The sequence below is a fragment of the Serinibacter salmoneus genome, from assembly GCF_002563925.1.
In the GTDB taxonomy this organism is placed as follows: domain Bacteria; phylum Actinomycetota; class Actinomycetes; order Actinomycetales; family Beutenbergiaceae; genus Serinibacter; species Serinibacter salmoneus.
In genome coordinates, this window is record NZ_PDJD01000001.1 from 2,652,745 (window position 1) to 2,676,708 (window position 23,964).

The 23,964-nt window shown below is 71.7% G+C and carries 21 protein-coding genes; 15 read left to right on the plus strand and 6 right to left on the minus strand.

Annotated elements, in window-relative coordinates:
• Window positions 1-77 precede the first annotated feature (77 nt).
• From ATL40_RS11835 to ATL40_RS11855, 5 genes are all read left to right on the plus strand, one after another.
• The gene (locus tag ATL40_RS11835) at window positions 78-1,277 is read left to right on the plus strand and encodes a hydroxymethylglutaryl-CoA synthase (RefSeq protein WP_098469712.1); all 1,200 of its coding nucleotides are present in this window, start codon (window positions 78-80) and stop codon (window positions 1,275-1,277) included.
• A gap of 110 nt (window positions 1,278-1,387) precedes the next feature.
• On the plus strand, window positions 1,388-1,564 hold the full coding sequence (locus ATL40_RS11840) for a DinB family protein (RefSeq protein WP_211283117.1): 177 nt from the start codon (window positions 1,388-1,390) through the stop codon (window positions 1,562-1,564).
• A gap of 136 nt (window positions 1,565-1,700) precedes the next feature.
• Entirely contained in the window at window positions 1,701-3,068 is a 1,368-nt protein-coding gene (locus ATL40_RS11845; RefSeq protein ID WP_098469713.1) for an acetyl-CoA C-acetyltransferase, read from the plus strand.
• 1 nt (window position 3,069) lies between these two features.
• On the plus strand, window positions 3,070-4,425 hold the full coding sequence (locus tag ATL40_RS11850) for a 3-oxoacyl-ACP reductase (protein ID WP_098469714.1): 1,356 nt from the start codon (window positions 3,070-3,072) through the stop codon (window positions 4,423-4,425).
• The gene (locus tag ATL40_RS11855; RefSeq protein ID WP_098469715.1) at window positions 4,425-5,417 is read left to right on the plus strand and encodes a MaoC family dehydratase; all 993 of its coding nucleotides are present in this window, start codon (window positions 4,425-4,427) and stop codon (window positions 5,415-5,417) included. Before ATL40_RS11850 ends, ATL40_RS11855 begins: the two co-directional genes overlap by 1 nt.
• Before the next feature lie 86 nt (window positions 5,418-5,503).
• Here ATL40_RS11855 and ATL40_RS11860 read toward each other — a convergent pair whose 3' ends face one another.
• Window positions 5,504-6,379, minus strand: coding sequence for a DUF1963 domain-containing protein (locus tag ATL40_RS11860; protein ID WP_169925966.1), 876 nt, complete (start codon window positions 6,377-6,379; stop codon window positions 5,504-5,506).
• A gap of 266 nt (window positions 6,380-6,645) precedes the next feature.
• Between ATL40_RS11860 and ATL40_RS11865 the strand changes: the two genes are divergently transcribed.
• The 3 genes from ATL40_RS11865 to ATL40_RS11875 all read left to right on the plus strand — a co-directional run bounded on the left by ATL40_RS11865 (window position 6,646) and on the right by ATL40_RS11875 (window position 9,272).
• Window positions 6,646-7,653 (plus strand): methionine ABC transporter ATP-binding protein, encoded by a 1,008-nt coding sequence (locus tag ATL40_RS11865; RefSeq protein ID WP_098469717.1) that lies wholly within the window; start codon window positions 6,646-6,648, stop codon window positions 7,651-7,653.
• The gene (locus ATL40_RS11870; protein WP_098469718.1) at window positions 7,650-8,375 is read left to right on the plus strand and encodes a methionine ABC transporter permease; all 726 of its coding nucleotides are present in this window, start codon (window positions 7,650-7,652) and stop codon (window positions 8,373-8,375) included. Before ATL40_RS11865 ends, ATL40_RS11870 begins: the two co-directional genes overlap by 4 nt.
• Before the next feature lie 66 nt (window positions 8,376-8,441).
• A complete protein-coding gene (locus ATL40_RS11875; RefSeq protein WP_098469719.1) occupies window positions 8,442-9,272 on the plus strand; it encodes a MetQ/NlpA family ABC transporter substrate-binding protein in 831 nt (276 codons plus the stop codon).
• A gap of 6 nt (window positions 9,273-9,278) precedes the next feature.
• Here the strand turns inward: ATL40_RS11875 and ATL40_RS11880 are convergent, their stop codons facing one another.
• Together ATL40_RS11880 and ATL40_RS11885 are read right to left on the minus strand one after the other, a co-directional pair.
• Complete coding sequence (locus tag ATL40_RS11880) at window positions 9,279-10,394, minus strand: glycerate kinase family protein (RefSeq protein WP_143556971.1); 1,116 nt, start codon at window positions 10,392-10,394, stop codon at window positions 9,279-9,281.
• The gene (locus ATL40_RS11885; protein WP_143556972.1) at window positions 10,391-12,097 is read right to left on the minus strand and encodes a sugar phosphorylase; all 1,707 of its coding nucleotides are present in this window, start codon (window positions 12,095-12,097) and stop codon (window positions 10,391-10,393) included. Before ATL40_RS11885 ends, ATL40_RS11880 begins: the two co-directional genes overlap by 4 nt.
• A gap of 95 nt (window positions 12,098-12,192) precedes the next feature.
• Here ATL40_RS11885 and ATL40_RS11890 point away from each other — a divergent pair, with 95 nt between their 5' ends.
• The 6 genes from ATL40_RS11890 (at window position 12,193) to ATL40_RS11915 (ending at window position 19,602) form a co-directional block, all read left to right on the plus strand.
• The gene (locus ATL40_RS11890; protein WP_169925967.1) at window positions 12,193-13,581 is read left to right on the plus strand and encodes an ABC transporter substrate-binding protein; all 1,389 of its coding nucleotides are present in this window, start codon (window positions 12,193-12,195) and stop codon (window positions 13,579-13,581) included.
• On the plus strand, window positions 13,581-14,522 hold the full coding sequence (locus ATL40_RS11895; protein ID WP_098469723.1) for a carbohydrate ABC transporter permease: 942 nt from the start codon (window positions 13,581-13,583) through the stop codon (window positions 14,520-14,522). The genes ATL40_RS11890 and ATL40_RS11895 overlap by 1 nt, the downstream gene beginning before the upstream one ends.
• A complete protein-coding gene (locus ATL40_RS11900; protein ID WP_098469724.1) occupies window positions 14,519-15,385 on the plus strand; it encodes a carbohydrate ABC transporter permease in 867 nt (288 codons plus the stop codon). Before ATL40_RS11895 ends, ATL40_RS11900 begins: the two co-directional genes overlap by 4 nt.
• A gap of 1 nt (window position 15,386) precedes the next feature.
• Window positions 15,387-16,547 carry an ROK family protein gene (locus ATL40_RS11905; protein ID WP_098469725.1) on the plus strand — a complete coding sequence of 387 codons (1,161 nt, stop codon included), beginning with the start codon at window positions 15,387-15,389 and terminating at the stop codon, window positions 16,545-16,547.
• A 15-nt stretch (window positions 16,548-16,562) separates the two neighbouring features.
• Window positions 16,563-18,575, plus strand: coding sequence for a glycogen debranching N-terminal domain-containing protein (locus ATL40_RS11910; RefSeq protein WP_098469726.1), 2,013 nt, complete (start codon window positions 16,563-16,565; stop codon window positions 18,573-18,575).
• 64 nt (window positions 18,576-18,639) lie between these two features.
• A complete protein-coding gene (locus ATL40_RS11915) occupies window positions 18,640-19,602 on the plus strand; it encodes an META domain-containing protein (protein WP_169925968.1) in 963 nt (320 codons plus the stop codon).
• Between the two features lie 8 nt (window positions 19,603-19,610).
• On the opposite strand, the gene ATL40_RS11920 is transcribed toward ATL40_RS11915, so the two are convergent.
• From ATL40_RS11920 to purS, 3 genes are all read right to left on the minus strand, one after another.
• The gene (locus ATL40_RS11920) at window positions 19,611-21,452 is read right to left on the minus strand and encodes an AMP-binding protein (RefSeq protein WP_098469728.1); all 1,842 of its coding nucleotides are present in this window, start codon (window positions 21,450-21,452) and stop codon (window positions 19,611-19,613) included.
• Between the two features lie 126 nt (window positions 21,453-21,578).
• Window positions 21,579-22,292, minus strand: a complete 714-nt coding sequence (purQ, locus tag ATL40_RS11925) for a phosphoribosylformylglycinamidine synthase subunit PurQ (protein WP_098469729.1) — start codon at window positions 22,290-22,292, stop codon at window positions 21,579-21,581.
• Window positions 22,289-22,540: a phosphoribosylformylglycinamidine synthase subunit PurS gene (gene purS / locus ATL40_RS11930; protein WP_098469730.1), complete on the minus strand. Its 252-nt coding sequence runs from the start codon at window positions 22,538-22,540 to the stop codon at window positions 22,289-22,291. Before purS ends, purQ begins: the two co-directional genes overlap by 4 nt.
• A gap of 96 nt (window positions 22,541-22,636) precedes the next feature.
• Between purS and ATL40_RS11935 the strand changes: the two genes are divergently transcribed.
• Window positions 22,637-23,962: a TNT domain-containing protein gene (locus tag ATL40_RS11935; RefSeq protein WP_098469731.1), complete on the plus strand. Its 1,326-nt coding sequence runs from the start codon at window positions 22,637-22,639 to the stop codon at window positions 23,960-23,962.
• The last annotated feature ends 2 nt before the right edge of the window (window positions 23,963-23,964 follow it).

Sequence of the window (23,964 nt, forward strand, 5' to 3'; positions counted from 1 at the left end):
CATAATCATGGGTGGGCATCGCCGGTGCCCCGCCCCGGCAGCCCCCGAGGCGCACGCGAGAAGGAGCCAACGCCACCATGTCCCAGCCCGAGTCGGTGACGCCGGCGTCGATCGGCATCCACGATCTCGCACTGGCGACCTCGCACTACCGGCTCGACCTCGGTGCGCTCGCCGACCACCAGGGGATCGATCCCGCGAAGTACTCGGTCGGCATCGGCCAGGACGTGATGAGCGTGCTCGCCCCGGACGAGGACATCGTCACGATGGCCGCCGAGGCCACCGCCCGGATCCTCGAGCGCAACGGGATGGACGGCATCCGCACCCTGCTGTTCGCCACGGAGAGTGGCATCGACCAGTCGAAGTCCGCCGGCGTGTACGTGCACCAACTGGTGGGCCTGCCCGAGACCGTTCGTGTGGTCGAGTTGAAGCAGGCCTGCTACTCCGCCACGGCGGCGCTGCAGTTCGCCATCGGCCTCATCGCCCGCGACCCTTCGCAGAAGGTGCTCGTGGTCGCCTCCGACGTCGCGCGCTACGACCTGGGCTCCTCCGGGGAATCCACCCAGGGCGCCGCGGCCGCCGCGATGCTCGTCCAGGCCAACCCGGGCCTCATGGCAGTGGCGAACCCTGCGGGCGTCTTCACCCAGGACGTCATGGACTTCTGGCGCCCGAACTACCGCTCCACCGCGCTGGTGGACGGCAAGGGCTCGATCAAGGCCTACCTCAATGCCATCGGCGGCGCCTGGACGGACTACCTGAACCAGGGCGGCGCCCCGTTCGAGTCCTTCGCCTCGATCTGCTACCACCAGCCGTTCACCAAGATGGCGAGCAAGGCGCATCGCCACCTCGCCGTGATGGCCGGCCAGAACCCCGCTCCGGCCGAGGTCGCGGACTACCTCGCCGACACGATGCGCTACAACCGGCTGATCGGGAACTCCTACACCGCCTCGGTGTACGTGGCCCTGGCCTCGCTGCTGGACACCCACGACGGCGATCTCACCGGCGCACGGGTCGGCCTGGCGAGCTACGGGTCGGGCTCGGTGGCGGAGTTCTTCGGCGGCGTCATCCAACCCGGGTACCGCGACCTGCTGCGGGTGCAGGAGCACCGCTCGATCATCGAGCGGCGGATCCCCCTGGACCACACGGCCTACGAGGTGCTGCACAAGACCACCCTTCCGGAGGACGGCCGCGAGTACCGTACGGCCGCCGAGACCACCGGACCGTTCCGGTTCGCCGGCATGGGTGAGCACATGCGCCGCTACGAGCGCACCACCGACTGACCCCTTCGCGAGAGGGTTCTGCAGGCACCGCGAGAGGGTTCTGCAGGCCTTCTGCCACGATCGGGTCATGACGAACTCGATCGAACCGGACACCAAGGACTGGACCAGTCGTGGCTGAGGAGTTGGCCGACGCGGGCCTCACGCTCGCGGCGGCCTTCGAGTCGGTGACCGAGGCGGATCACGCGCGCCGCGGCCTGCGCTCCAACGGGTCGGAGTTCACGGTGCGGACGCTGGGCCAGTACTTCTGGCACGACGCGCACCACCATCTCCACGACGTCGGGGCGTGACCTGCAGAACCCTCTCGCGGTACCTGCAGAACCCTCTCGCGCGCGATCGACCCAGCGGTGTGAAGTATCCGGTACGCTGAGTACTAGACATCCGATCGCAACGACGCGCTCACCGCGTCCCTCACAAGGAGACACGATGGCCCGCACGACCGCCACGACCAGCCCCACCGACACCACGGACACCACGGACACCACGGCCGAGACCACCCGCCCCAACGGCACCGCCGTCGTGGTCGGCGGCAACCGCACCCCGTTCGCCAAGGCCGGCAAGCAGTTCGCCGGTGCCAGCAACCTCGACATGCTCACGGCCACCCTGGAGGCGCTGGTCGCGCGCTTCGGCCTGTCCGGCGTCACGCTCGGTGAGGTCCGCGCCGGCGCCGTGCTGAACCACAGCAAGGACTTCAACCTCGCCCGCGAGGCGGTACTCGGCACCCCGCTGGACCCGCACACCAACGCCGTGACGATCCAGCGCGCCTGCGCCACCAGCATCGAGGCCGCCTGGGACATCGCCAACAAGATCACCCTCGGGCAGATCGACTCGGGCATCGCCGCGGGCGCCGACTCCACCTCGGACGCCCCGATCGTGGTCAGCGACCGGCTGCGCCGCGTGCTGCTGAAGATGAACGCCGCGAAGAAGCCGCTGGACAAGCTCAAGCTCGTCGGGCAGATCCGCCCCAGCGACCTGGCCCCCGTGGCCCCGAACGTCAACGAGCCCCGCACCGGGCTGTCGATGGGTGAGCACCAGGCCCTGACCAACCTGCAGTGGCAGGTCACCCGCGAGGCGCAGGACGCCATCGCCGCGGCCAGTCACCAGAATCTGGCTGCGGCCTGGGACGCGGGCTACTTCGACGACCTCGTCACCCCGTTCCGTGGACTCACCCGCGACGCCACGCTGCGCCCCGACACCACCACCGAGACCCTCGCCGGGCTGCGCACCGTGTTCGGCAACGGCCACCCGAACCCCACGATGACGGCCGGGAACTCCACCCCGCTGTCCGACGGCGCGGCCGCCGTGCTCATCTCCTCCCCGGACTGGGCCGCCGAGCGCAACCTGCCGGCCCTGGCGCGGATCGTGGACGCCGAGGCCGCCGCCGTGGACTTCGTGCACGGCGAGGAGGGGCTACTGATGGGCGGCGCCTACGCCGTACCCCGCCTACTGGCACGTCAGGGCCTGCGCCTGGAGGACATCGACCTGGTGGAGATCCACGAGGCCTTCGCCGGCGTGGTCGTGGCCACCACCACCGCGTGGGCGGACGAGGAGTTCTGCCAGACCAAGCTCGGCCTGCCTGCCCTGGGCCAGGTCGACCCCGAGCGCCTGAACGTGACCGGCTCCTCCCTCGCGGCGGGGCACCCGTTCGCCGCCACCGGCGCCCGGATCGTGGCCACTCTGGCCACCCTGCTCGCCGAGCGCCGCGCGCAGGACTCCGACGGCGGCCCGATCCGCGGGCTCATCTCCGTGTGCGCCGCCGGTGGCCAGGCCGTCGCGATGCTGCTGGAGGCCTGAGATGGCGACCGTCCCGGCACCCCTGCGCGGCGTGCAGAAGCAGATCTCCCGCACCCTCACCGGCGCCCTCGGACTCACCGAGCCGGTGGCGCTGCGCCGCACCGACCCCACCCGGGTGGATGATCCCCTCACCGCCGGACCCGTCCTGGTGATCGGCGAGGGACCCGGCACCGACGCCCTCGCGGCGACCCTGCGTGGCTGGGACCTCGACGTGCGGCGGCACGCCGCCGAGGACGGCCCCGCCGAGCAGCGCTGGGGCGCGGTGGTCCTCGACCTCACCGACATCACCGAGCCGGGCGAGGAGTCCGAGCGGATCCTGGCGCTGGCCGGCACGCTGCGCGAACTCGCGCGCTGCGCGCGCATCATCACGATCTCCCGCAGCGCCGACGGCGTGGCCGACCCGGCCCTGGCCGCCGCCCGGGAGGCGGTGGAGGGGCTGGTGCGATCCCTGGGCAAGGAGCTGCGGGCAGGCGCCACCGCGAACGGGATCCTGGTGGCCGACGGCGTGGCGCTGGAGAGCCCGGCCGTCACCGGGGCGCTGCGCTTCCTGATCTCGGCCCGCTCGGCCTTCGTGGACGGGCAACTGCTGCCCGTCACCGGCCCCGGCACCGCGCCCGAGGACTGGCGCCGCCCGCTGGAGGGGCTGGTGGCCGTGGTCACCGGCGCCGCCCGCGGCATCGGCGCGCAGACCGTGCGGACCCTGGCGCGTGACGGCGCCCGCGTGCTCGGGGTGGACGTGCCCGCGGCGGGGCAGAGCCTCGCGGCGGTGATGAACGAGGTCGGCGGCGTGGCGCTGCAACTGGACATCACCGCGCCGGAGGCCGCCGCCACGATCCTGCAGCGCGCCACCTCCGCCTTCGGCGGCCTGGACGTGCTCGTGCACAACGCCGGGATCCTGCGCGACAAGCTGCTGGCGAACATGACCGAGCAGAAGTGGGACTCGGTGATCGCGGTGAACCTTGCCGCGCAGCTACGCATCACCACGGCCCTCGCCCTCGAGTTGCCGCACCTGGTGCAGATCTCCCTCGCCTCCACCTCCGGTATCGCCGGGAACCGCGGCCAGACGAACTACGGCTACTCCAAGGCCGGCGTCATCGGCGCCACCCGCGCCTGGGCGCCGATCCTCGCCGCCGGCGGCGGCCGTGCGAACGCGGTGGCGCCCGGGTTCATCGAGACCGAGATGACCGCCTCCATCCCCCGGGCCCAGCGGGAGATCTCCCGCCGGGTGGCCTCGCTCGGGCAGGGCGGGCAGCCGGTGGACGTGGCCGAGGCCATCGCCTACCTCGCCTCCCCGCAGGCCGGCGGCGTCAACGGCCAGGTGCTGCGGGTGTGCGGGCAGAACCTGGTGGGCCGCTGATGACGGCGCCAGACCGGGGCCCGGTGGCGGGTGAGCCGGGTGGCGACTGGCTCGATCAGTTCGTCACACCGTCCGCCCACCACCCCTCCCCGAGCCCGTCCGAGGTGCGCACTCTCCCGGCGGTACCCGCACCGTCGTCCGTCTACCGCAAGGCGGTCGTGGAGACCGGGCGGGCCGCGATGATGTCGACCCCGGAGGCCACCACTCTGCCGGGGGTCGCCTTGCACGTGGCGGACCTGCGCCTGGACCGCGAGCGCCTGGACGCCTACGCCCACCTCGTGGGCGAGCGCGCGGGTGACACTGCGCCTCCCGGGTTCGTGCACATCAGTGTGTTCGGGATGCAGTTGGCCCTCATGGCCCGCACCGACTTCCCGCTGCCCATGCTCGGCATGGTGCACATCGCCAACCGGATCGAGCAGGTCCGCGCAGCGCGGGTGGATGAAGCACTCGAGGTCACCACGCACGCCACGAACCTGCTGGCACGCCCGGTGGGCTCCGCGGGGACCGGCACCCAGGTGGACCTGGTGACACGGGTGCACGACTCCGCCGGGGAGCTGGTCTGGCGCGGCACCTCCACCTACCTCGCCGCTCGCACCGCACTTGCGGGCCTGGAGGTCGTGCAGCGCCCCGAGCGTCCCGCCGATGCGACCGACCTGGTCCCCACCGGGGGCTGGCACACCGCCAAGGCCGACACCCGCGCCTACGCGGCGGTCTCCGGGGATCGCAACCCGATCCACCTGCACACCCTGGCCGCCAAGGCGATGGGGTTCCGCCGCACCATCGCGCACGGCATGGACTCCGCGGCCCGTGCCCTCGCGGCCCTCGGCCCCGCTCGGGGCGACCGGCTCGCGTGGGACGTCCAGTTCGCGGCACCGATCCTCGTGCCGGCGCGAGTGGCGGTGCGGGTCGAGCGAGACGCGACCGGCTCACGCACCACCGTGTGGCGGCCGAAGGACGGGCGCGTGCACCTGGTGTCCACGACCTCCGCCTGAGGAGCGCTCGCTCGGGCGTCCGCCGTGAACCCGGGCGGCACGCGAGCGAGCCGGCGCCCGTGAGTCACGCCACCGGTCGAGTGCCGTTACGTGTCGTGGCGCAACAGGCACCAGGCCCGCTCGAACCGCGCGGTCGCGAGATCGGTGTCGCGCATCCAGACCTCCAGCCTCGTCCCCCGGGGGCAGACACCGGGAAGCGCACCCAGGTCCAGGTCGAGCAGGAGTGTGTGGTCGTCCCCGGCGGACACCGGGAGCACATCACGCACCAGTGGACGCGAGGTCGTCTCCCCCATCTCGGGGTAGCCGAAGGCGTGGCTGAATCCGCTCGCCTTCTTGCCCTGCCAGGCGGATCGCAGCGAGTCGCGTAACCTGCGAGCCCCCCGGGAGAGCCGTCGCGCTGAGGGGACTCGGCGCGCGCGCACGTCCGCCTCGGGCGGTGTGGTGAACCCCGCCTGCGGCACGAACCGCCGGCACAGTGCCGCGGTGGTCAGATCACCGGGCGGTGGGATCAGTGCGCCGGTCTCCACCTGAGGGACCCACCTCACCCGCCATGCGCCCCGGTGGGCATCGGCGGGGGAAGTCCCGGGGGTGATCAGATCGTGGAACACCTCCAGCATTCCCGTCTGGGGCAGCGGATCGGAGAAGCCGGGCCAGGTCGCCATGGCGCCACCGCACGCCAGCCCTGCGAGGAGTCGTAGGTCGAGGGCGAGCACATGGTGCAGCGCCACCCCGTCCGCTCGGCGCGGCCACTCCTGAAGCGGGGCGACGGCACAGCAGCCGAACCAATTGACGGTCCGGCCCATCGACCAGCGGAATCGCACGTCATCGCCGTTGTCGAGGTGCTCCTCCCGGAACAGCACCGCCGGCGAGGCGGAGAGCTCTCCTCGACCCGTGCGATCCACCCATGCGCGCACCGCCGAGTAGGTGGGGGACTCGAGAAGACCGACCGCCGGGTTCCGCATGGCACCATCCATCGTCAGGGGTAGGTCGCCCGCACGGTACCGGGCACGTGGATCGCGACCGGCTGCCACATCGCGAGCGTCAATCAGGTGCCCCCTGACGCCTCATAGCGTGCCTTAGCCCTCCACGTCCCGCAAACGCTGTCCGCCGTGCGAGGGTCGCCACGTTCTCACAGTGCGGACGATCCTGGTCACGATTCGCAGGACGGCCCCGCCACTTCCTAGCGTGGCCACGTGACCCAGCACCTTCTCCCCCGCGGCGCCGCCCGGTGATCACTCTCGAGTCCGTCACCAAGCGCTTCGGCACCACCACGGCGCTGGACGCGGTGTCCCTGCACGTCGAACGCGGTGAGATCTACGGCGTGGTCGGCACCTCCGGCGCCGGCAAGTCGACCCTGATCCGCACCGTGAACGCCCTGGAGCGCCCCGACGCCGGGACCGTGACCGTGGCGGGGCACCGCATCACCGAACTCGACGACGCCGCGCTGCGCCGCTCCCGCCGCCACGCCGGGATGGTCTTCCAGCACTTCAACCTGCTGGCCGGGCGCACCGTGCGCGGGAACGTGGAGCTCGCGCTGGAGATCGCCGGCACCGAGCGGCGCCGCCGCACCGCGCGCGCCGAGGAGGTCCTGGACCTCGTGGGGCTCACCGACCGCGCCACCCACTACCCCTCCCAGCTCTCCGGCGGGCAGAAGCAGCGCGTGGGCATCGCCCGCGCCCTGGCCACCCAGCCGGAGGTGCTGCTGCTGGACGAGGCCACCTCGGCGCTGGACCCGGAGACCACGCGCTCCATCCTCGCGCTGCTGCGCCGGTTGCGCGATGAGCTCGGCCTCACGGTCATGCTCATCACGCACGAGATGGACGTGGTGCGCACGGTGTGCGACTCCGCCACACTGCTGCAGCACGGCCGCGTGGTGGAGCAGGGCAGGCTCGCCGACCTGGTGGCGGCGCCCGGCTCACCCCTGACGCACGACCTCTTCCCCCTCGGACCGGCGACGGCGAGCGAGCACCCGGTCCTCGACCTCACCTTCCCCGGACCCATCGGTGCGCAGCCGGTCATCACCCAGCTCGCCCGCCGGCACGACATCGACATCGCGATCTCCGCGGCCTCGGCCGGCGCCGTCGGCGGCACCCGTGCCGGGCGGATCCGGGTGGAGCTGCTCGGGGACGGCGAGCGCAACGCGGCCGTCCTGGCCGATCTGCGTGCCCGGGGCGTCATCGTGGAGGATGCGGAGCCGCGAGGGACGGGCACGACGACGCAGGAGGCCCGCGCATGACCGGCACCCAGGACCCCGGCTACTGGGGCGACCTGTTCTCCATCCTCCTGCTCGGCACCGGGCAGACCCTCTACATGGTGGGCGTCGCGCTCGTGGCGACGATCGTCGTCGGGCTCCCCCTCGGGGTGGTCCTGGTGGGGACCGAACCGGGGCGCTACCTGGACCGGATCGCCGGTTCCCGGCGCCTGTCCGCGGTGATCCACGCCGTGCTGGAACTGCTGGTCAACATCGGCCGCTCGGTGCCGTTCGTCATCCTCATGATCGCCCTCATCCCCTTCACCCGATGGCTGGTGGGCTCCTTCATCGGCACCACGGCCGCGATCGTGCCGCTCGCGGTGGTCGCCATCCCGTTCTTCGCGCGGATGGTGGAGATCGCGATCAAGGAGGTCGATCCCGGCAAGGTCGAGGCCGCCGAGTCCCTCGGGGCCACCCGCTGGCAGGTGGTGACCAAGGTGCTCATCCCGGAGTCCCTGTCCCCGATGATCCTGGGCCTGTCCACCACCGTGACCTCGATCATCAACTTCTCGGCCATGGTCGGTGTCGTCTCCGGCGGCGGCCTCGGGGATGTCGCCATCCGGTACGGCTACCAGCGCTACGACACGATCTACATGGTCGCCGTCATCGTCATCATCTTCGCCATCGTGATGATCCTGCAGGGGATCGCGACGGCGCTGGCCCGGCGGTACGCCCGCGGGCCCCGGGTCGCGGCACGCACCGCCTGACCCACCTCCCACCCCCTCTCGCCACCCCACCCGTCCGCGCGACGGGCCGACCACCTGGAGACACCCATGACCACGACCCTGCGCCGCGCCGCCCTGACCGCGACCGCCGCCGCCACCGCCCTCGTCCTCGCCGCGTGCGGTAGCGACAGCAGCACCGACGCGGAGTCCGGATCCGGCGAGGAGGGCCTCGGCACGCTGCGCGTGGGTGCCCTGCAGACCCCCGCCGGGGACATGCTGGAGTTCCTCGAGCCCGCCGCCGCCGAGGCCGGGTTGGAGATCGAGTTCGTCGCCTTCACCGACTACAACACCCCCAACCAGGCGCTCGCGGACGGCTCGATCGAGGCGAACCTGTTCCAGAACGCCACCTTCATGGAGACCTTCAACACCGAGACCGGCAACGAGCTGGTCAGTGTGGGCGAGGCGTACCTGCCGAGCTCGGCGTTCTACTCCGAGAGCCTCACCGACATCGCCGACCTGCCGGACGGCGCCACGGTCGCGATCCCGAACGACCCGACCAACGAGGGTCGCGCGCTGTGGCTGCTGTCCACCGAGGGGATCATCGAGATCGCCGACGGCGCCACCACCCCGGCCGACATCACCTCCAACCCGCGCAACCTGGAGTTCGTGGAGATCGAGAACGCCACGCTCCCGCAGGCCGTGCCGGATGTGGACACCGCGTTCGTGACGATCACCTTCGCGCTGCCCGCGGGGCTCACGGGGGACGACGCGATCCTGCTGGAGCCCTCGGACTCCCCGTACTTCAACGTGCTGGCCACCACGCCTGACCTGGCCGAGGACGAGCGCGTGACCGCGCTGTACGACCTCCTGGTGAGCGAGGAGATGGCCGAGTACCAGCTGGAGACCTGGGGCGGCCTCGTGGTCCCCGCCGGCCAGTAGCCGCGCTCACCGCGCCAGGCGCACCACCTGGCCGGTGACCCGCGCGAGGTCCGCCGCCGCAGCCTCCGGGCGCATCGCCTCCGCGAGCGGGCGCGGCCCGGGCTGGATCGCCAGGACCGCGTCGAACGGCTCAACCCGTTCCGGTCCCGTCTCGACGGCGCCCGCCAGGGCGATCACGCGCGCGACACCGGCCGCTCGCGCCAGGCGAGCGACGCCGTCGGGCACCTTGCCCAGGGCCGACTGTGCATCCAGCCGCCCCTCCCCCGTGATCACCAGGTCGGCGCCGACCAGCGCAGCCGGGAGGTCGACCTCGGCGGCAACCCGTTCGATGCCGCCCACCAGGCAGGCCCCGAGGGCCGCGAGCGCCGCGCCGAGGCCTCCGGCCGCACCCGCGCCCGGGAGATCGGCGACGGCGTGGCCGGCCTCGGCAAGGGCCTGCGCCCAGGCGGTCATCGCCTCCTCCAGCAACTCCACCTGAGCCGGGTCCGCTCCCTTCTGCGGCCCGAACATCCGGGCGGCGCCATGCGCACCGAGCAGCGGGCTGGTGACGTCGCTGAGGACCTCGACCTCGATGCCCAGGTGCGCCGGGAGTTCGACCCGCACCGGTCGGCGAAGGAGGGGGTTGTGCCCCGGACGCGGCAGGATCTGTGCACCCGAGGCGTCCCACAGCCGCGCGCCGAGGGCGAGCAGCATCCCCGTGCCCCCGTCGGTGCACGCGCTGCCGCCCAGGCCGACCAGGACCCTGCGGGCTCCCGAGGCGCGGACCTGCTCGAGCTGTCCCCCCAGACCCGCGGAGGAGGCGCGGGCAGGGAGCGCGGAATCGGCGTGCTGGTCGGCGAGTCCGAGCGTGGCGGCCGCCTCGAGCACCGCCGTGCCGCCAGGGAGGAGACCCCACGCCGCCATGGTCTCGCGGCCGATCGCGTCCACGGCAGGTTCCAGGAGGGTCCGGCCTCCGCGTGCGGCGACGATGGCTGCCACGGTGCCCTCACCGCCGTCGGCCATCGGCGCGAGCACGACCTGGGCGGCAGAGTCGGCCGCGAGCACGCCGGTGCGCACCGCCTCACAGGCCTGCTCGGCGGACAGCGAGCCCTTGAAGGAGTCCATCGCCACGACGACTCTCATCGCAGCCACACCACCTGATCGGGGGCAAGCACGAGGGAGTCGACCTGCTCGCCCGTGAGGAGGTCGCGGCCGCCGAGGGCGGGCAGCGCGACGTCCCGGCGCGAGACGTTGACGAGCACCGTCACAGCATCCTTCCCGCTTCCTCGCCGCAGCGCGAAGACCTCCTCGCCCAGGTCCAGGACCTCCTGTGGCGAGTAGGGCGAGAACGCGGCGTTGCGCGCCCGGACCCTCAGGAGGTGGCGGATCCCCTCGAGGATGCCGCGCCGTCGAGGGTCGGTTTCGACCTCGTGCGCCAACGCATCGGCATCGAGCCGCTCCCGGTTGATGCGGCGGTTGATCCCGGACTCCCGCATGCCCTCGATATCGCTCCCGGACCCGAACATCGAGTGATAGTAGATCGCGGGGACGCCCACCATGCTCACCAGGATGGCGTGCGCGGCCAGTGCGCGCCGCACCACCAGTGCGGTGTCCTCGGCCTCGCGCGGGTCCACGAGGGCGTCGATGTAGGCGATGTTGAGCTCGTAGACCGACTGCTCACCATCGGGGCCGGTGGCGTAGTTGGCGCGACCGCCCCGTTCCAGCGCTCGATCGGCGAGCGCCTGAGCCTGCGACGGCTCCAGGATCCCCTGGACCGGACGCATGCCGATGCCGTCGTGGCTGGCGAGGAAGTTGAACCAGGTGGCCTGGCCGCCCAGGTCCTCCAGGGAGGCGGCCCACCGGCTCAGTCGCTCGCTCGAGCCCGCGAGGAAGGTGTGCAGGACCAGGGGCGGGAGCGCGAACTGATAGACCATGTGCGCCTCGTCGCTGCCGTTGCCGAGGTAGGTCACGTTGTCAGCGTGCGGCACGTTGGTCTCGGTCAGCAGCCGGGCGCCGGGGGCGACCTCGTCCACGAGCGCGCGCCACATCTTGATGATGGCGTGGGTCGCGGGATGGTGCAGGCAGGTGGTGCCGCTCGCCTTCCACAGGAAGCCGATCGCGTCCAGCCGGATCGTGGTGGCACCCGCCGCGAGATAGCCGAGCAGCACGTCGGTGAGGTCGAGGAGCGTGGGGACGTTCGCCGCGTTCACGTCCACCTGGTCGGGGCCGAAGGTGGTCCACACGGCCACCTCCTCGCCGTCGGCGCGGGTGAAGGGCGTGAGCAGTGGAGTCGTGCGGGGGCGCACCACGCGAGTGAGGTCCATGCCCCCGGGGGTCACGTAGTAGTCGCGATACCGCTCCTCACCTGCCAGCCATCCGGTGAACCAGGTGCTGGACGCGGAGGTGTGGTTGGCCACGAAGTCGAGCATGACGGCGTACCCGCGTCCGAGCGCGGCCACGTCCTCCCAGTCCCCGAGATCGGGATCGATCCGGCGGTAGTCCACCACGGCGAATCCGTCGTCGGACGTCCACGGGAAGATCGGCAGCAGGTGCACGTCCGAGACGGTGTCGGCGAGATGGTGCCGCACGACGTCGGCGAGCGTGACCAAGGGCCGCTGCCCCGGGCGGCGGAAGGAGTCACCGTAGGCGATCAGGTACGCGGTGGCCTGATCCATCGCGGGCCGCGGCCCCGCCAGGAGCGGTCGGTAGCGCTCGGCGAGTTCGATCAGCCCCGCCACCAGCCGCGCCGTGCGTTCGCCGTCGTCGGCGAAGAGCACCTCGGCGTGCTCGGTCAGTCTCCTCGTCAGTTGGTCCAGGGCACTCGGGCGTGCATCTGTGTGGCTCACCGCGCTCCTTCACTCTCGTCGTTGAGCATCTTGTGTATGGATGGTATACATATCTTCACTGTTCCACCAGATCACTCAAGGAAGAGAGATTCGCCGTGAATCCACGTCGTTATCGATCACTCGTCGCCGTCGCCGCCATCGGGGCGCTCGGCCTGACCGCCTGCGGATCGGGGGAGATCGCAGGCCGGGAGTCCGACGGCTCCCTGTTGGTGTGGAGCCTCGAGGTGCAACCCGACCGGGTCGCCGCCACCGAGGCCGTCATCGCGGAGTACACCGCCGCCACCGGTATCGAGGTCGAGCTCGTTCCGGTCCAGGAGGACCAGGTCTCCCAGCTCATGTCCGCAGCCGCGCTCTCGGGAGAACTGCCCGACGTCGTGGGCTCGGTCAGCCTCGGCCTGGTGCGCTCCTTCGCCCTGGACGACTACCTCAACGGCGATGCCGCGGCCGAGGTGATCGAGAACCTCGATGCGAGCACCTGGAATGCCTCCGCGCTCGAGCTCACCCAGGACGACGGCGAGCAGCTCAGCGTCCCCAGCGATGCCTGGGCCCAGATCCTGGCCTACCGCACCGACGTCTTCGAGGAGGCGGGCCTGGCGGCCCCCGACACCTACGAGGCGCTGCTGACGGCGGCACAGGAACTCACCGGCGACGGCAACTACGGCATCTCGCTGGCCACCGACGCCTCCAACCCCTTCACCCAGCAGACCTTCGAGGCGCTCGCCCTCGGGAACGACTGCCAGATGGTGAACGACGCCGGCGAGGCCACCCTGGACAGCCCGGAGTGCACCGCGGCCATCGAGCTGTACGCCCAGCTCAGCCAGGACTTCTCGCCGTCCGGCACCCAGACCGTGGAGTCCACCCGCGCCTCCTACTTCTCCGGCCAGGCGGCCATGACGATCTGGTCCACCTTCCTGCTGGACGAGATGGCCGGCCTGCGCGACGACGCCGCACCCTCCTGCGAGGAGTGCACCGAGAGCGACTACCTGGCGCAGAACACCGGCATCGTGCCGCTAATCACCGGACCGGACGCGGACGGGAATGCCTCCGCATACGGCGAGATGACCTCCTGGGTGATCACCTCCAGCGCCCCGCAGGAGGACGCCGTGGGCTTCGTGGAGTTCATGCTGAGCGACGGGTACGCGGGGTGGTTCGGGATGGCACCGGAGGGCAAGTTCCCCGTGCGCAACGGGACCGCCGAGAACCCGACCGAGTACGTCGACACCTGGACCACCCTGCCGGCCGGTGTGGACACCAAGCTCCCGCTCGCGGAGGTCTACAGCGCCGAGACGATCGACCAGATCACCTCCACCGCCAGCAACATCGGGCGCTGGGCGCTGCCCCAGGGGCAGGGTGAACTCCTGGGACCGCTGACCGCCGAACTGCCGTTCGCCAAGGCCCTGGCCGACCTCTCCACGGGGTCGATCGACGTGGCCACCGCGCAGCAGCAGATGCAGGACGCCGTCGCCGAGGCCGCATCCAACTGATGACGACCACGGCAACCCCACCGAAGGCGGGGGCGGCTTCCCGCCCCCGCCGCTCGGTCCGGCAGCGGATCGAGAACCGCGACGGGCTGATGATGTCGGCACCGATCACGATCATCGTGGTCGCCATCATCATCATCCCGATCCTGTGGACCGTGGTCCTCTCCTTCCAGGAGGCCCGCTACAGCGATGTCGCCCGCAACGGGCTGTTCAACCCGTTCACCTTCGACAACTACATCGACACCCTCACCGCACCGGGGTTCTGGTCCTCGATCATGACCACGGTCATCTACACCGTGGCCACGACCGCCGGTTCGATCATCGTGGGCTTCATCGCCGCGCTCGCCCTGCGCGACGCGTTCCCGGGGCGCGGAGCCATCCGCGCGGCCATGCTCCTGCCCTACGTGGCACCGGTGGTTGCCGCCGCCTACGTGTGGACCGTGATCCTGGACCCGCAGTACGGGGTGATCAACGCCGTCGGCACCCGGTTCCTGGGGTGGGACGAGCCGATCAACTTCCTCGGCAGCGCACCCAGCGCGCTGATCACCGTGATCGTCTTCGAGATCTGGCGCTACTTCCCGTTCGCCTTCATGTTCTTCGCCGCGGCCCTGACGGGTCTCAACCGCGAGATCGAGGAGGCGGCGCTCGTGGACGGTGCCAGCCCGCTGCAGAAGTTCTGGTACGTGATCCTGCCGCAGATGCTCCCCGTCATCGCACTGCTCTCGCTGCTGCGCCTGGTGATGACCTTCAACAAGTTCGACGACATCTACCTGCTCACCGGCGGCGCCGCGGACACCCAGGTCGCGGCGGTGCGGGTCTACGACCAACTCGTGGGCTCCGGCAACATCGGTGCAGCCAGTGCCAACGCCGTCGTCCTCGCGATCATCCTCGCGATCGGGCTGCTCGCCTACACCCGGTTCACCGCACGTCAGGAGGCGAAGTGAGCTCCTACCAGCTGCAGACCCGCGCGATCAGCGTGGGCAAGTGGGTTGTCATCGCGCTCCTGGTGATCGCGGCGGTCTTCCCCTTCTACTACATGATCGTCATGAGCTTCGTGCGGATCGAGGACCTGCTGCGCAACCCGCTGCAACTCTTCCCCGACCTGGCCACGATCACCACCGAGACCTATCGGCGGGTGCTCGCGCCGGAGGACGAGGGCGGCTTCGGCTTCAGCCGATTCATGCGCAACTCGGCGATCGTGGCGACCGGGGCCACCGTCTTGACGATGCTGCTGGCCATTCCGGCCTCCTACGCGATGACCCGGCTGCGGTTCGCAGGCCGCCGGCAGGTCTCCGCGCTGTTCCTCGCGGTGTACATGTTCCCCACGATCATCATCGCGGTACCGATCTTCGTGGGCTTCCAGGTCATCGGGCTGGGCTCCAGCCTCCCGGGGCTGACGATCGCCTACATCGCGCTCACCGTGCCCGTCTGCGTGCACATGCTGCGCTCCTACATGCAGTCCATCCCCGAGGCGATCGACGAGGCGGCCTACATGGACGGCGCGAACCGCTGGCAGATCATGACGCGCATCACCGTGCCGCTGACCATGCCGACCCTGATGTCGACCGCGCTGTTCGCCTTCATGATCGCCTGGAACGAGTTCCTCTTCGCACTGCTGTTCCTCACCGCGAAGAAGGACCTGTGGACGGTCTCCCTCGGGCTGAACCTGCTCTCCGACGGCCAGGAGGTCCCCAAGACCATCCTCATGGCTGGCAGCGTGCTGCTGACCGTGCCTATCGTCGCGCTGTATGCAATCGCGGAGCGGTACCTGACCGAGGGTCTGACCGCCGGGGCCAGCAAGGGGTGAGATGAGTCAAGGACCGGGCGAGTTCCTTCGCCTCATTCGATCGGGCGAGGCCACGACCCGCGGGGAACTGCTCGCGGCCACCGGGATGTCCCGCATCTCGGTGGCCCAGCGGGTGGACGCGCTCCTGGCCGCCGGGGTCATCCGACCCGCCGGTGATGGGGGCGCCACGGGGGGACGGCGCTCGGTCCGTTTCGTCTTCGAGCCGGCGACCGTGGCATTGGTCGCCGCCCTGGAGGTCGACTCCGGGCTGCTGGCCGTGGTGGACGCACACGGCATCGTCCACGCCCGCCTGGACCTGGACACCCACGTCGCCGACGGCCCCGAGGCCACCCTGCGCCGGGTGGCCGACGGGTTCTCCCGGTTGATGGCGGAGCACGACGTGCCCGCCGAGCGGGTCATCGCCATGGGGGTCTCGGTGCCCGGCCCGATCGACCCGACCACGGGGCGCCTGGAGGAGCCGCCGATCATGCCCGGCTGGGGCGGTTGGCCCATCACCGAGACCCTTCAGGAGTTCCTGGACGTTCCCGTCTACGTGGAGAACGATGCCGACGCGATGGCCTACGGCGAATGGTCGCGCGGGCGGGCGCTCCCCGGCCGGCCGCTCGTGCTGGTCAAGGCGTCCGAGTACATCGGCGCCGGTCTGGTGATCGACGGGAAGATCTACCGCGGACTGGACGGCGGCGCCGGGGACATCGGTCACGTGCCGATCGGTGGGCATCGCCTGTGTCGGTGTGGCCGCACCGGATGCCTCGCGAGCGAGGCAAGTGGACGCGCCGTGCTCGACCGCCTCGCCGAGCAGGGGCTGGACGAGGCCGACCTCACGGACCTCACCGAGCTCGCCGCACGAGCCGAGGCGGGGGACGCGGCCGTGGCCGCCACCCTCCGCCACGCCGGGGAGCAGATCGGCCGCGTGCTGGGCAGCGTGGCCGCGGTGATGAACCCCGCGATGATCGTCATCGCCGGGACACTGCAGTCGGTCACCCTCGTGGCCGCGATCCGCTCCGCGGTCTATGCCACCGCACTCCCCCGAGCCACCCGCCACCTCGAGATCACCACCGACACCCTGCACCGGGACTGCGCCCCCGTGGGGCTCGCGCGCGTCGCCTTCGACGGCGAGTACGCGCCGGCCGCCGTGGACGCCCGCCTGGAGAACGAGACCTGAGAGACGTCGAGCACCATGACACACCCGGCCGGCACCGCCGCCACCCCCTCCCCCCACCCCGCGAACCAGCCGGACGCTGCGGCTCCCGTGGCTGCGACCGCCGCCCCGCCCAGCCCCAGCACCCTGGGCAGCGACGTGCTCCTCGCCGCACCCACTCAGGTGTGGGCGGCGCACGACGGGAGCATCGATGCGGCAGGCACATCCAGCACCCGCGTCCAGGGCCTGCACCACGCGGACTGGCGGTATCTGCCCCGGCTGCGCTGGTCCTTCCAGGACGAGGGCGAGCGCCTCTCTGGGCACGTCACCGCCCGCGCCGCCCGGCACCTGTGGGCGCTGCGGAACCTCGACGCCACCAAGGACCCCCGCCACACCGTGCTCCACGAGCGGGCGCTGAGCCCGGGCACACTCGGCGAGACCGTGACCGTGCACAACGCCGGCAACACCCCCGTCACCGTATCGGTGCGTGCCGACCTGACCATCGCCGTCACCGCCCTGCACCGGGTGCGCTCCGGCCTGCCCGTAGCCGAGGCCGGCCACCTGCGCCACGTCGAGCATGGCGTCGACCTCACCGCGGGTCCGCGCGGTGTCGGGGTCCGCGCGCCCGGTGGCGACCTCGGGATCACCCGGGGCTCGGTCGCGAAGGACGCCACCGGGGTGGGACCGGGCGCGCACGAGGTCGACCTCGCGGCGCACTGGCAGGTCATCCTGGCACCCGGCGAGTCGCGAACCGTACGGCTGGAGATCCGGGTGCGTGACGAGGACGCCGTCATCGCACCCGCCGAGCACACCCTCGCTCCCCTGCCGACCACCGGGCAGGCGGGGCTCGACGCCTGGGCGAGCACCGCCGTCGCGGACCTCGACGCCCTGTTGCTACGCCTGACGGGTGCGCCCGACACGGTGTTCGCGGCCGCGGGCGCCCCCTGGTACCTCACGCTGTTCGGGCGGGACTCGCTGTGGACCGCGCTGCTTCTGCTGCCCCACGACCCGCGGCTCGCCTGGGGCACCGCACGGGCCCTGGCCCGGCACCAGGGGAGGGCACACGAGCCGGTCTCGTGTCAGGCACCCGGGAAGATCCTCCACGAACTGCGCGCCGAAGGACACGAGGTGCCGCGGGAGGGCCTGAGGTTCCCCCCGGTGTACTACGGGAGCGTGGACGCGACGGCGCTGTGGATCGTGCTGGTGCGCGAGGCGTTCCGTGCCGATCCGGACCGGCAGTCGCTGCGCGACCTCGGCCCCGCCCTGCACGCCGCGCTGGCCTGGCTGACCGGGGAGCTGCGAGGGGCCGAGGGGAACGCGCGATTCCTGCGGTACCTCGACGCCGCGGGCACCGGGCTGGCGAACCAGGGCTGGAAGGACTCCAGCGACGCCGTGCAGTTCCACGACGGCCGCCAGGCGTCAGGACCCGTGGCCCTGTGCGAGGCGCAGGGGTACGCCCACCGGGCGCTGCTCGCGGGAGCGGAGCTCCTGGAGATCCTGGGAGAGGGTGAGCCGACGGCGTTGCGCACCGTGGCAGACGATCTCGCCGCGGCCTTCCGCAAGGCGTTCTGGGTCGAGGTGGACGGCCGTCGCTATCCCGCGCTCGCGCTGGACGCCGAGGGCGCGCCGGTGGATGCGCTCACCTCCAACCCCGGGCACCTGCTGGGCACGGGTCTCCTCTCGGCCGCCGAGGAGCGTGCGGTGGCCGACCTCATGGTCGCGCCGGACATGCGGTCAGGATTCGGGTTGCGCACACTCTCGACCACCAGCGCCGGGTACTGGCCGTTGTCCTACCACTGCGGCAGTGTGTGGGCGCATGACACGGCGATCGTCATCGACGGCATGCTCCGGGTCGGCCTGCCGGAGCACGCACGGGTGCTGGCGAGCGAGCTCGTGGCCGCAGCCTCCGCCCTGGGCGGGCGGATGCCGGAGCTCTACGGCGGGCAGGACGCCGCCGCCACCGGTGCGCCCGTGGGGTACCCGACCACCTGCCTCCCGCAGGCGTGGAGCGCCGCGGCCGTGGCCGCCGTCGCCCGAGCACTGACCGACTGACGTCGTCCCCGCACGGCTTCACGCCATGCTGCAAGAAGCGGCTCCCGGACGACACACACAGGGCATGGACACCTCATACGTGCGCCGAACCCGACGTCTCCTCGTGCCCGCGCTGGGCGCCGCGAGCGCCGCCCTGCTGGTGGCGGGTTGCGCGACGGGGACCGGGACCACCGCAGCCGACACGGACAGCCCGAGCGACCCAGCCTCTGAGTCCGTGCCCAGCCTCGGCACCGACCAGCCCCTGCCCAGCACCGACTGGGGGCTCACCGCGATCGTGGGCCCGGACGGACTCACCGAGCTCGACGGGCACGACTACACCCTGGACCTCTCACTCCTGGAGGAGTTCGATCCGTTGGATGACCGCGGTGACGCCGAGATCGACCCCGACGAGGCCGGCACCCTCGCGGGCGTCGAGATCTGCAACAGCTGGCGGGGCACCATCACCGGATGGCCGGACGAGGTTAAGCACGCCCCCGACCGCTCCATGACCCTGGCCGGATGCGGACCATCCGAGCCGCGCCCCGAGGTGTCCGACGCCCTCATGGAGTTCACCTCCGCGGCCTGGGACGTCGACACCCTGGTGCTGACCGGCCCCACCTATGAACTCACGTACCGCACCGAGGAGTGGGTGCTCGCGCAGGGCCTGCCCGGCACCGAGTGGAGGCTCCTGAGCGCCAGGCATGGCGAGGAGGAGGTCGCGCCGTTCCGACTCGCGGACGAGGGCGCGGGGATGTTCACCCTCACCGTGGACGACCCCCGGGAGCCCACGCGGTTCACCGGCACCGCCTTCTGCAACGGCTACGGCGCCGAGGTCACCGGCTGGCCCGAGGCACCGGCGATCACCGAGATCGATCTGACCGCCACGGCCTGCGCAGCGGACACCGACGGGCTCGAAGCGATCTACGCCGGCGCGCTCGCCGCCGTCACCCAGGTGCGCTGGGACGGCCGGGAGATGTGGCTGAGTGGCCCCGACACCGAGACGGGCACCGCCGACACCTCGCTGCACTTCACGCTCGCCACCGAGTGACCAGCGGCTCAGCCCTCGCGGGCCTCACCCTCGCCCTGCTCGTCCCCCTCCACGGGGACCTCCTCCTGTGAGGGGGCTGCGCCGTCGTCCCTCTTCAGGAGCTTCGGCAGCGAGGGCATCGCCGGCATGCTGGGGCGCGGCAGGTCCGCCAGTCGTTGCAGGTTCTGCGCGGCGAGGGTCTTGACCTGTTCGGCCAGGTCCTCCCGGACCTCGCGGCGCAGGACCTTACCGATGAGGGAGCGCGGCAGCTCGCTGACCACGGCCATGTCCTTGGGGACCGCGTAGTGTGAGAGGTGCGTCGCGGCCCACTCCTTCACCTCGGCGAGGGAGAGGGTGGGCACGGTGCCGTCCAGCACGATCGCAGCCACCACCTTCTCCCCCAGGTCCCCGGCCGGCATGCCCACGACGGCGACGTCCGCCACCCCAGGCATCTCTCGCAGGCGGTCCTCCACCTGGGAGGGGTACACCTTGAAACCGCCGGAGACGATCATCTCCTTGATGCGGTCCACCAGGGTGACCCAGCCGGACTCGTCGCGCACCACGACGTCGCCGGTGCGCAGCCAGCCGTCCGGCAGCAGCTGGTGGGCGGTCTCCTCGGGGCGGTTCCAGTAGCCGGAGAAGACCTGCGGGCCGCGGATCAGCAGTTCGCCGCGCTCGCCGGTGGGCTGGTCGGTGAGGGTCTCGGCGTCGACCACGCGGATCTCGGTGCCCGGGAAGGGCAGGCCGAGGGTGCCGGGCCGCCGCTCCGGCGTGAGGGGATTGCCGAGCGCCACCGGGGAGGTCTCCGTCATGCCGTAGCCCTCGATCGCGTACCCGCCGGTGGCCTCCTCCCAGGCCGCGGCGGTCTCGGCGGCCAGGGGCATGGCGCCGGAGAAGGCGAAGGAGAAGGAGTCGAGGCCCACCCCCGCCTCGCGGGCAGCGCTCACGAACCGGTCGATCATGGGCGGCACGGCGGGGAAGAAGGTGCCGGGTCGTCGCTTCTGGGCGGCGACCATGGCGGCTGGGTCGAAGCGCGGGAAGGCGACCATCGTGGAGGCGGTGCGCACCGCCAGCACCATGCACAGGGTCAACCCGAACGCGTGGAAGAACGGTAGCGGGGCGTAGAAGACCTCGGTGCCGGGGCGGATGGAGGTCCACAGTTCCCCCTGCACGGCATTGGTGACGAGGTTGCGATGCGTCAGCACCGCGCCCTTGGGGGTGCCGGTGGTGCCACCGGTGTACTGCAGCAGCGCGACGTCCTCGGGGCTGGGTCCCGGGTGGTTGTGCGGCAGGCTGCGGTGGGAGAGCAGCCGGTGCCAGCGCAACGCACCGGCGGGGACGGGGGCGCGCATCGAGCGGCGGCCCTCGCGCGCGGCGCGCACCGGCAGTCGCAGCGCGGCCCGGGAGCTGCGCGGGAGATCGCGGGTGAGGTCCACCGCGATGACCACCCGAAGACCCGTGCCGGACTTGGCGTCCACCGCGGCCTGCGCGGCGGGCTCCCAGACGACGGCCACGTGCGCACCGGAGTCCGCGAGCTGGTGGCGCATCTGGTCCGCGGTGTAGGTGGGGTTGTGCTCCACCACGATCGCGCCGAGCCGCAGCACGGCGTAGAACACCGCGACGTGCGTGGTGCAGTTCGGCATCGCGATCGCGACCCGGTCACCGCGCCGTACCCCCACATCCAGGAGCGCACGAGCGGCGCGCGAGACGTCCCGTTCGAGCTGCGCGAAGGTGCGCGTCTGGCGCAGGAAGTCCACGGCGATGCGGTCGGGGAAGGCTCGTGCAGCGGCGTCGAGCTGGTCGCTGACCGTCTCCTCGGGAACGGTCAGCTCGGGGATGCGGAACGAGGTGGAGCCGGAAGTCGCGTTCACACCACTACGTTAACCTACGGTGCCGTAGGTTTCATGCCCCTGCAGAATCGCCTCGCGGTACCTGCAGAACCGCCTCGCGGTACCTGCAGAACCGCCTCGCGGTACCTGCAGAACCACCTCGCGGTGTCAGGCGGTGGCGAGCACGGAGCGCAGCGCGGAGGTGAAGAACCCCAGGCCGTCCGTGCCGGTGCGCGGGCCCGCGGCGCCGTCCGGCCCGAACCCGGGCTCCACGGCGTGCTCCGGGTGCGGCATCAGGCCCACCACGTTCCCGCGGGCATTGGTGATCCCAGCGATGTCGCGGCGCGACCCGTTCGGGTTCCAGCCCACGTAGCGGAACACCACGCGCCCTGACCCCTCGAGCTCGTCCAGCGTGCGCTCGTCGGCCACGTACTGCCCGTCCTGGTTCTTCAGGGGGATGGTGATCTCCTGGCCGGCGCGGAAGTCGCTGCTCCACGCGGTGCTCGCGTTCTCCACGCGCAGCACCTGGTCGCGGCACACGAAGTGCAGGTGGTCGTTCTTGATCATCGAACCGGGCAGCAGGTGCGCCTCGGTGAGCATCTGGAACCCGTTGCAGATGCCGAGCACCGGCATGCCGGCGTTCGCGGCCTCCACGAGCGCCGTCATGACCGGGGAGAAGCGCGCGATCGCCCCGGCCCGCAGGTAGTCGCCGTAGGAGAAGCCGCCGGGCAGCACGATCGCGTCGACCCCGTGCAGATCCTCCTCGCCGTGCCACAGCGGCACCGCGGAGCCACCCGCGAGGCGAACGGCGCGCGCGGCGTCCCGATCATCCAGCGTGCCGGGGAAGGTGACGACCCCGATCCGGGCTCCGGCGAGGGTCACGACTCCTCCACCTCGACGCGCACGACGTCTTCGATCACGGGATTCGAGAGCAGGGTGGTCGCTGCCTCGCGCACCTGCGCCAGCATCTCCTCGGTCACCTCGCCGGGGACGGTGAGCTCGAAGCGCTTGCCCTGGCGGACCTGGCTGATGCCGTGGAAGCCCAGCCGTGGGAGGGCGCCGTTGACGGCCTTCCCTTGCGGGTCCAGGATCTCGGGCTTGGGCATGACCTCGACGACGATGCGCGGCATGGTTCGCTTTCCGACTGAGGGGATACGGCGGGCGGGCACGGCCGAGCCTGCTCGCCCGCGCCCCCCGATCCTAGCCGTCGGTGCGAGGATGGGGCCATGAGTTCGATCCCTGACACCTCGCGGGAGCAGAGCCTGCTCGCCCGTGCCGCACATGCGTTGCGCGGCCAGGCCGCCGCTCATCCGAACCCGTGGGTCACGGCGCACCTGGAGTTCTCGCAGGCCGCGGACTCCTACTCCTCGCGCGCCTACCTGATGCCCCCGGGATCCGCCCCCGTTCGCCTCGAGACCCCGCAGCAGGCGGTCGAGTCGCTCGCGGAACTGCGGGAGCTCCAGGCCACCCCCGAGCGCGGTGCCTGGCTCTCCCTCATCCTCTCGATCGGCGCGGAGACGGACCAGCTCGGTGTCGAGGTCAACCACCAGGAGCGGCCCTACTGGAACGCGCCGATGCTGCGGATGCTGCTGCCGGCCGACCAGGAGCAGCCCTCCCCCGCCGTCCCCTCCGACCAGGAGTGGCTGGAGGACCTGCGCCGTCACCCACGAGCCGTGGATCAGGTGCCCGCGTGGCTCGTGCTGGCCGCGGGCGAGGGGACCGACCCGATGCCGCTGCCTGCCGCCGAGGACGCCACGGCCACGGCCACGGCCACGCAGATCATCCCCGCGGAACCGGCGCCCACCCTCGCCATGCCGGCCACCGCGCCGGACACCGCGCCGGCGGCTCCCGAGGAGCCCGGTGACCGGGGCGGGCACGCCGAGCCGGGGATCGCAGCGAGCCCCGACCCCCATCTTCCTCTCGCGGCGCAGTTCCGAGCGAGGCTCGCAGAGGTCGGCTACCCGGCCGACGCCGTCATCCTGCCCGGGGATACCGCGGACCACCCGCCGCTCGAGGGCGCGATGGAGGTCAGCACGATCGGTCGCGAAGTCACGGTGGGCATCCGGGACTACGGCGAACTCGAGATCGTGCACCGAGCCGTCGATGAACCCGCCGCCTACACCTGGCTGTGGGAGTACCTCTCCCTGCCGCTGCCCGCCGCCCGCCCCGTGCCACGCACCGACCTGCACCAGCGTGTCGATGCCTACCGCCCCACCCTTGCCGCCTTCTACGAGCAGGTGCGGCACGCCGGCGGGCCGCACCTGGCCACGCTGCCGCCGGGGGTTGCGCTGGACAGGATCGGCGCCATCGACGGTGTGTACCTCTTCCCCTGGGGCACGCCGGTACCGCTCCGAGCGCTGCCGGCCGAGAGCCCCGATGCCCGCCTCTACCAGGTCCTGACCGCCGCGCCCTTGGAGGTGGAGGTGGAGATCGTGCGCCCGTGGTTCGGCCAGCCCGGAGGTGCGCTGCGGTTCCGCATCGCCGCCGACGGCGTAGGCGTGCGCCAACTCATCCTCGCCGGCAGCCTGCTCGAGGTGACCGTGGGCGCCTGAAC

Excerpts from the sequence above, each read along its gene's own strand:
- ATL40_RS11860 (WP_169925966.1), bottom strand. The coding sequence starts at position 6,379 with ATGCGGAACCCGGCGGTCGGTCTTCTCGAGTCCCCCACCTACTCGGCG.
- ATL40_RS11935 (WP_098469731.1), top strand. The coding sequence starts at position 22,637 with ATGAGTTCGATCCCTGACACCTCGCGGGAGCAGAGCCTGCTCGCCCGT.
- ATL40_RS11895 (WP_098469723.1), top strand. The coding sequence starts at position 13,581 with ATGACGACCACGGCAACCCCACCGAAGGCGGGGGCGGCTTCCCGCCCC.
- ATL40_RS11875 (WP_098469719.1), top strand. The coding sequence starts at position 8,442 with ATGACCACGACCCTGCGCCGCGCCGCCCTGACCGCGACCGCCGCCGCC.
- ATL40_RS11905 (WP_098469725.1), top strand. The coding sequence starts at position 15,387 with ATGAGTCAAGGACCGGGCGAGTTCCTTCGCCTCATTCGATCGGGCGAG.
- purS (WP_098469730.1), bottom strand. The coding sequence starts at position 22,540 with ATGCCGCGCATCGTCGTCGAGGTCATGCCCAAGCCCGAGATCCTGGAC.
- ATL40_RS11850 (WP_098469714.1), top strand. The coding sequence starts at position 3,070 with ATGGCGACCGTCCCGGCACCCCTGCGCGGCGTGCAGAAGCAGATCTCC.
- ATL40_RS11880 (WP_143556971.1), bottom strand. The coding sequence starts at position 10,394 with ATGAGAGTCGTCGTGGCGATGGACTCCTTCAAGGGCTCGCTGTCCGCC.
- ATL40_RS11910 (WP_098469726.1), top strand. The coding sequence starts at position 16,563 with ATGACACACCCGGCCGGCACCGCCGCCACCCCCTCCCCCCACCCCGCG.
- ATL40_RS11845 (WP_098469713.1), top strand. The coding sequence starts at position 1,701 with ATGGCCCGCACGACCGCCACGACCAGCCCCACCGACACCACGGACACC.
- ATL40_RS11870 (WP_098469718.1), top strand. The coding sequence starts at position 7,650 with ATGACCGGCACCCAGGACCCCGGCTACTGGGGCGACCTGTTCTCCATC.
- ATL40_RS11855 (WP_098469715.1), top strand. The coding sequence starts at position 4,425 with ATGACGGCGCCAGACCGGGGCCCGGTGGCGGGTGAGCCGGGTGGCGAC.
- ATL40_RS11835 (WP_098469712.1), top strand. The coding sequence starts at position 78 with ATGTCCCAGCCCGAGTCGGTGACGCCGGCGTCGATCGGCATCCACGAT.
- ATL40_RS11915 (WP_169925968.1), top strand. The coding sequence starts at position 18,640 with ATGGACACCTCATACGTGCGCCGAACCCGACGTCTCCTCGTGCCCGCG.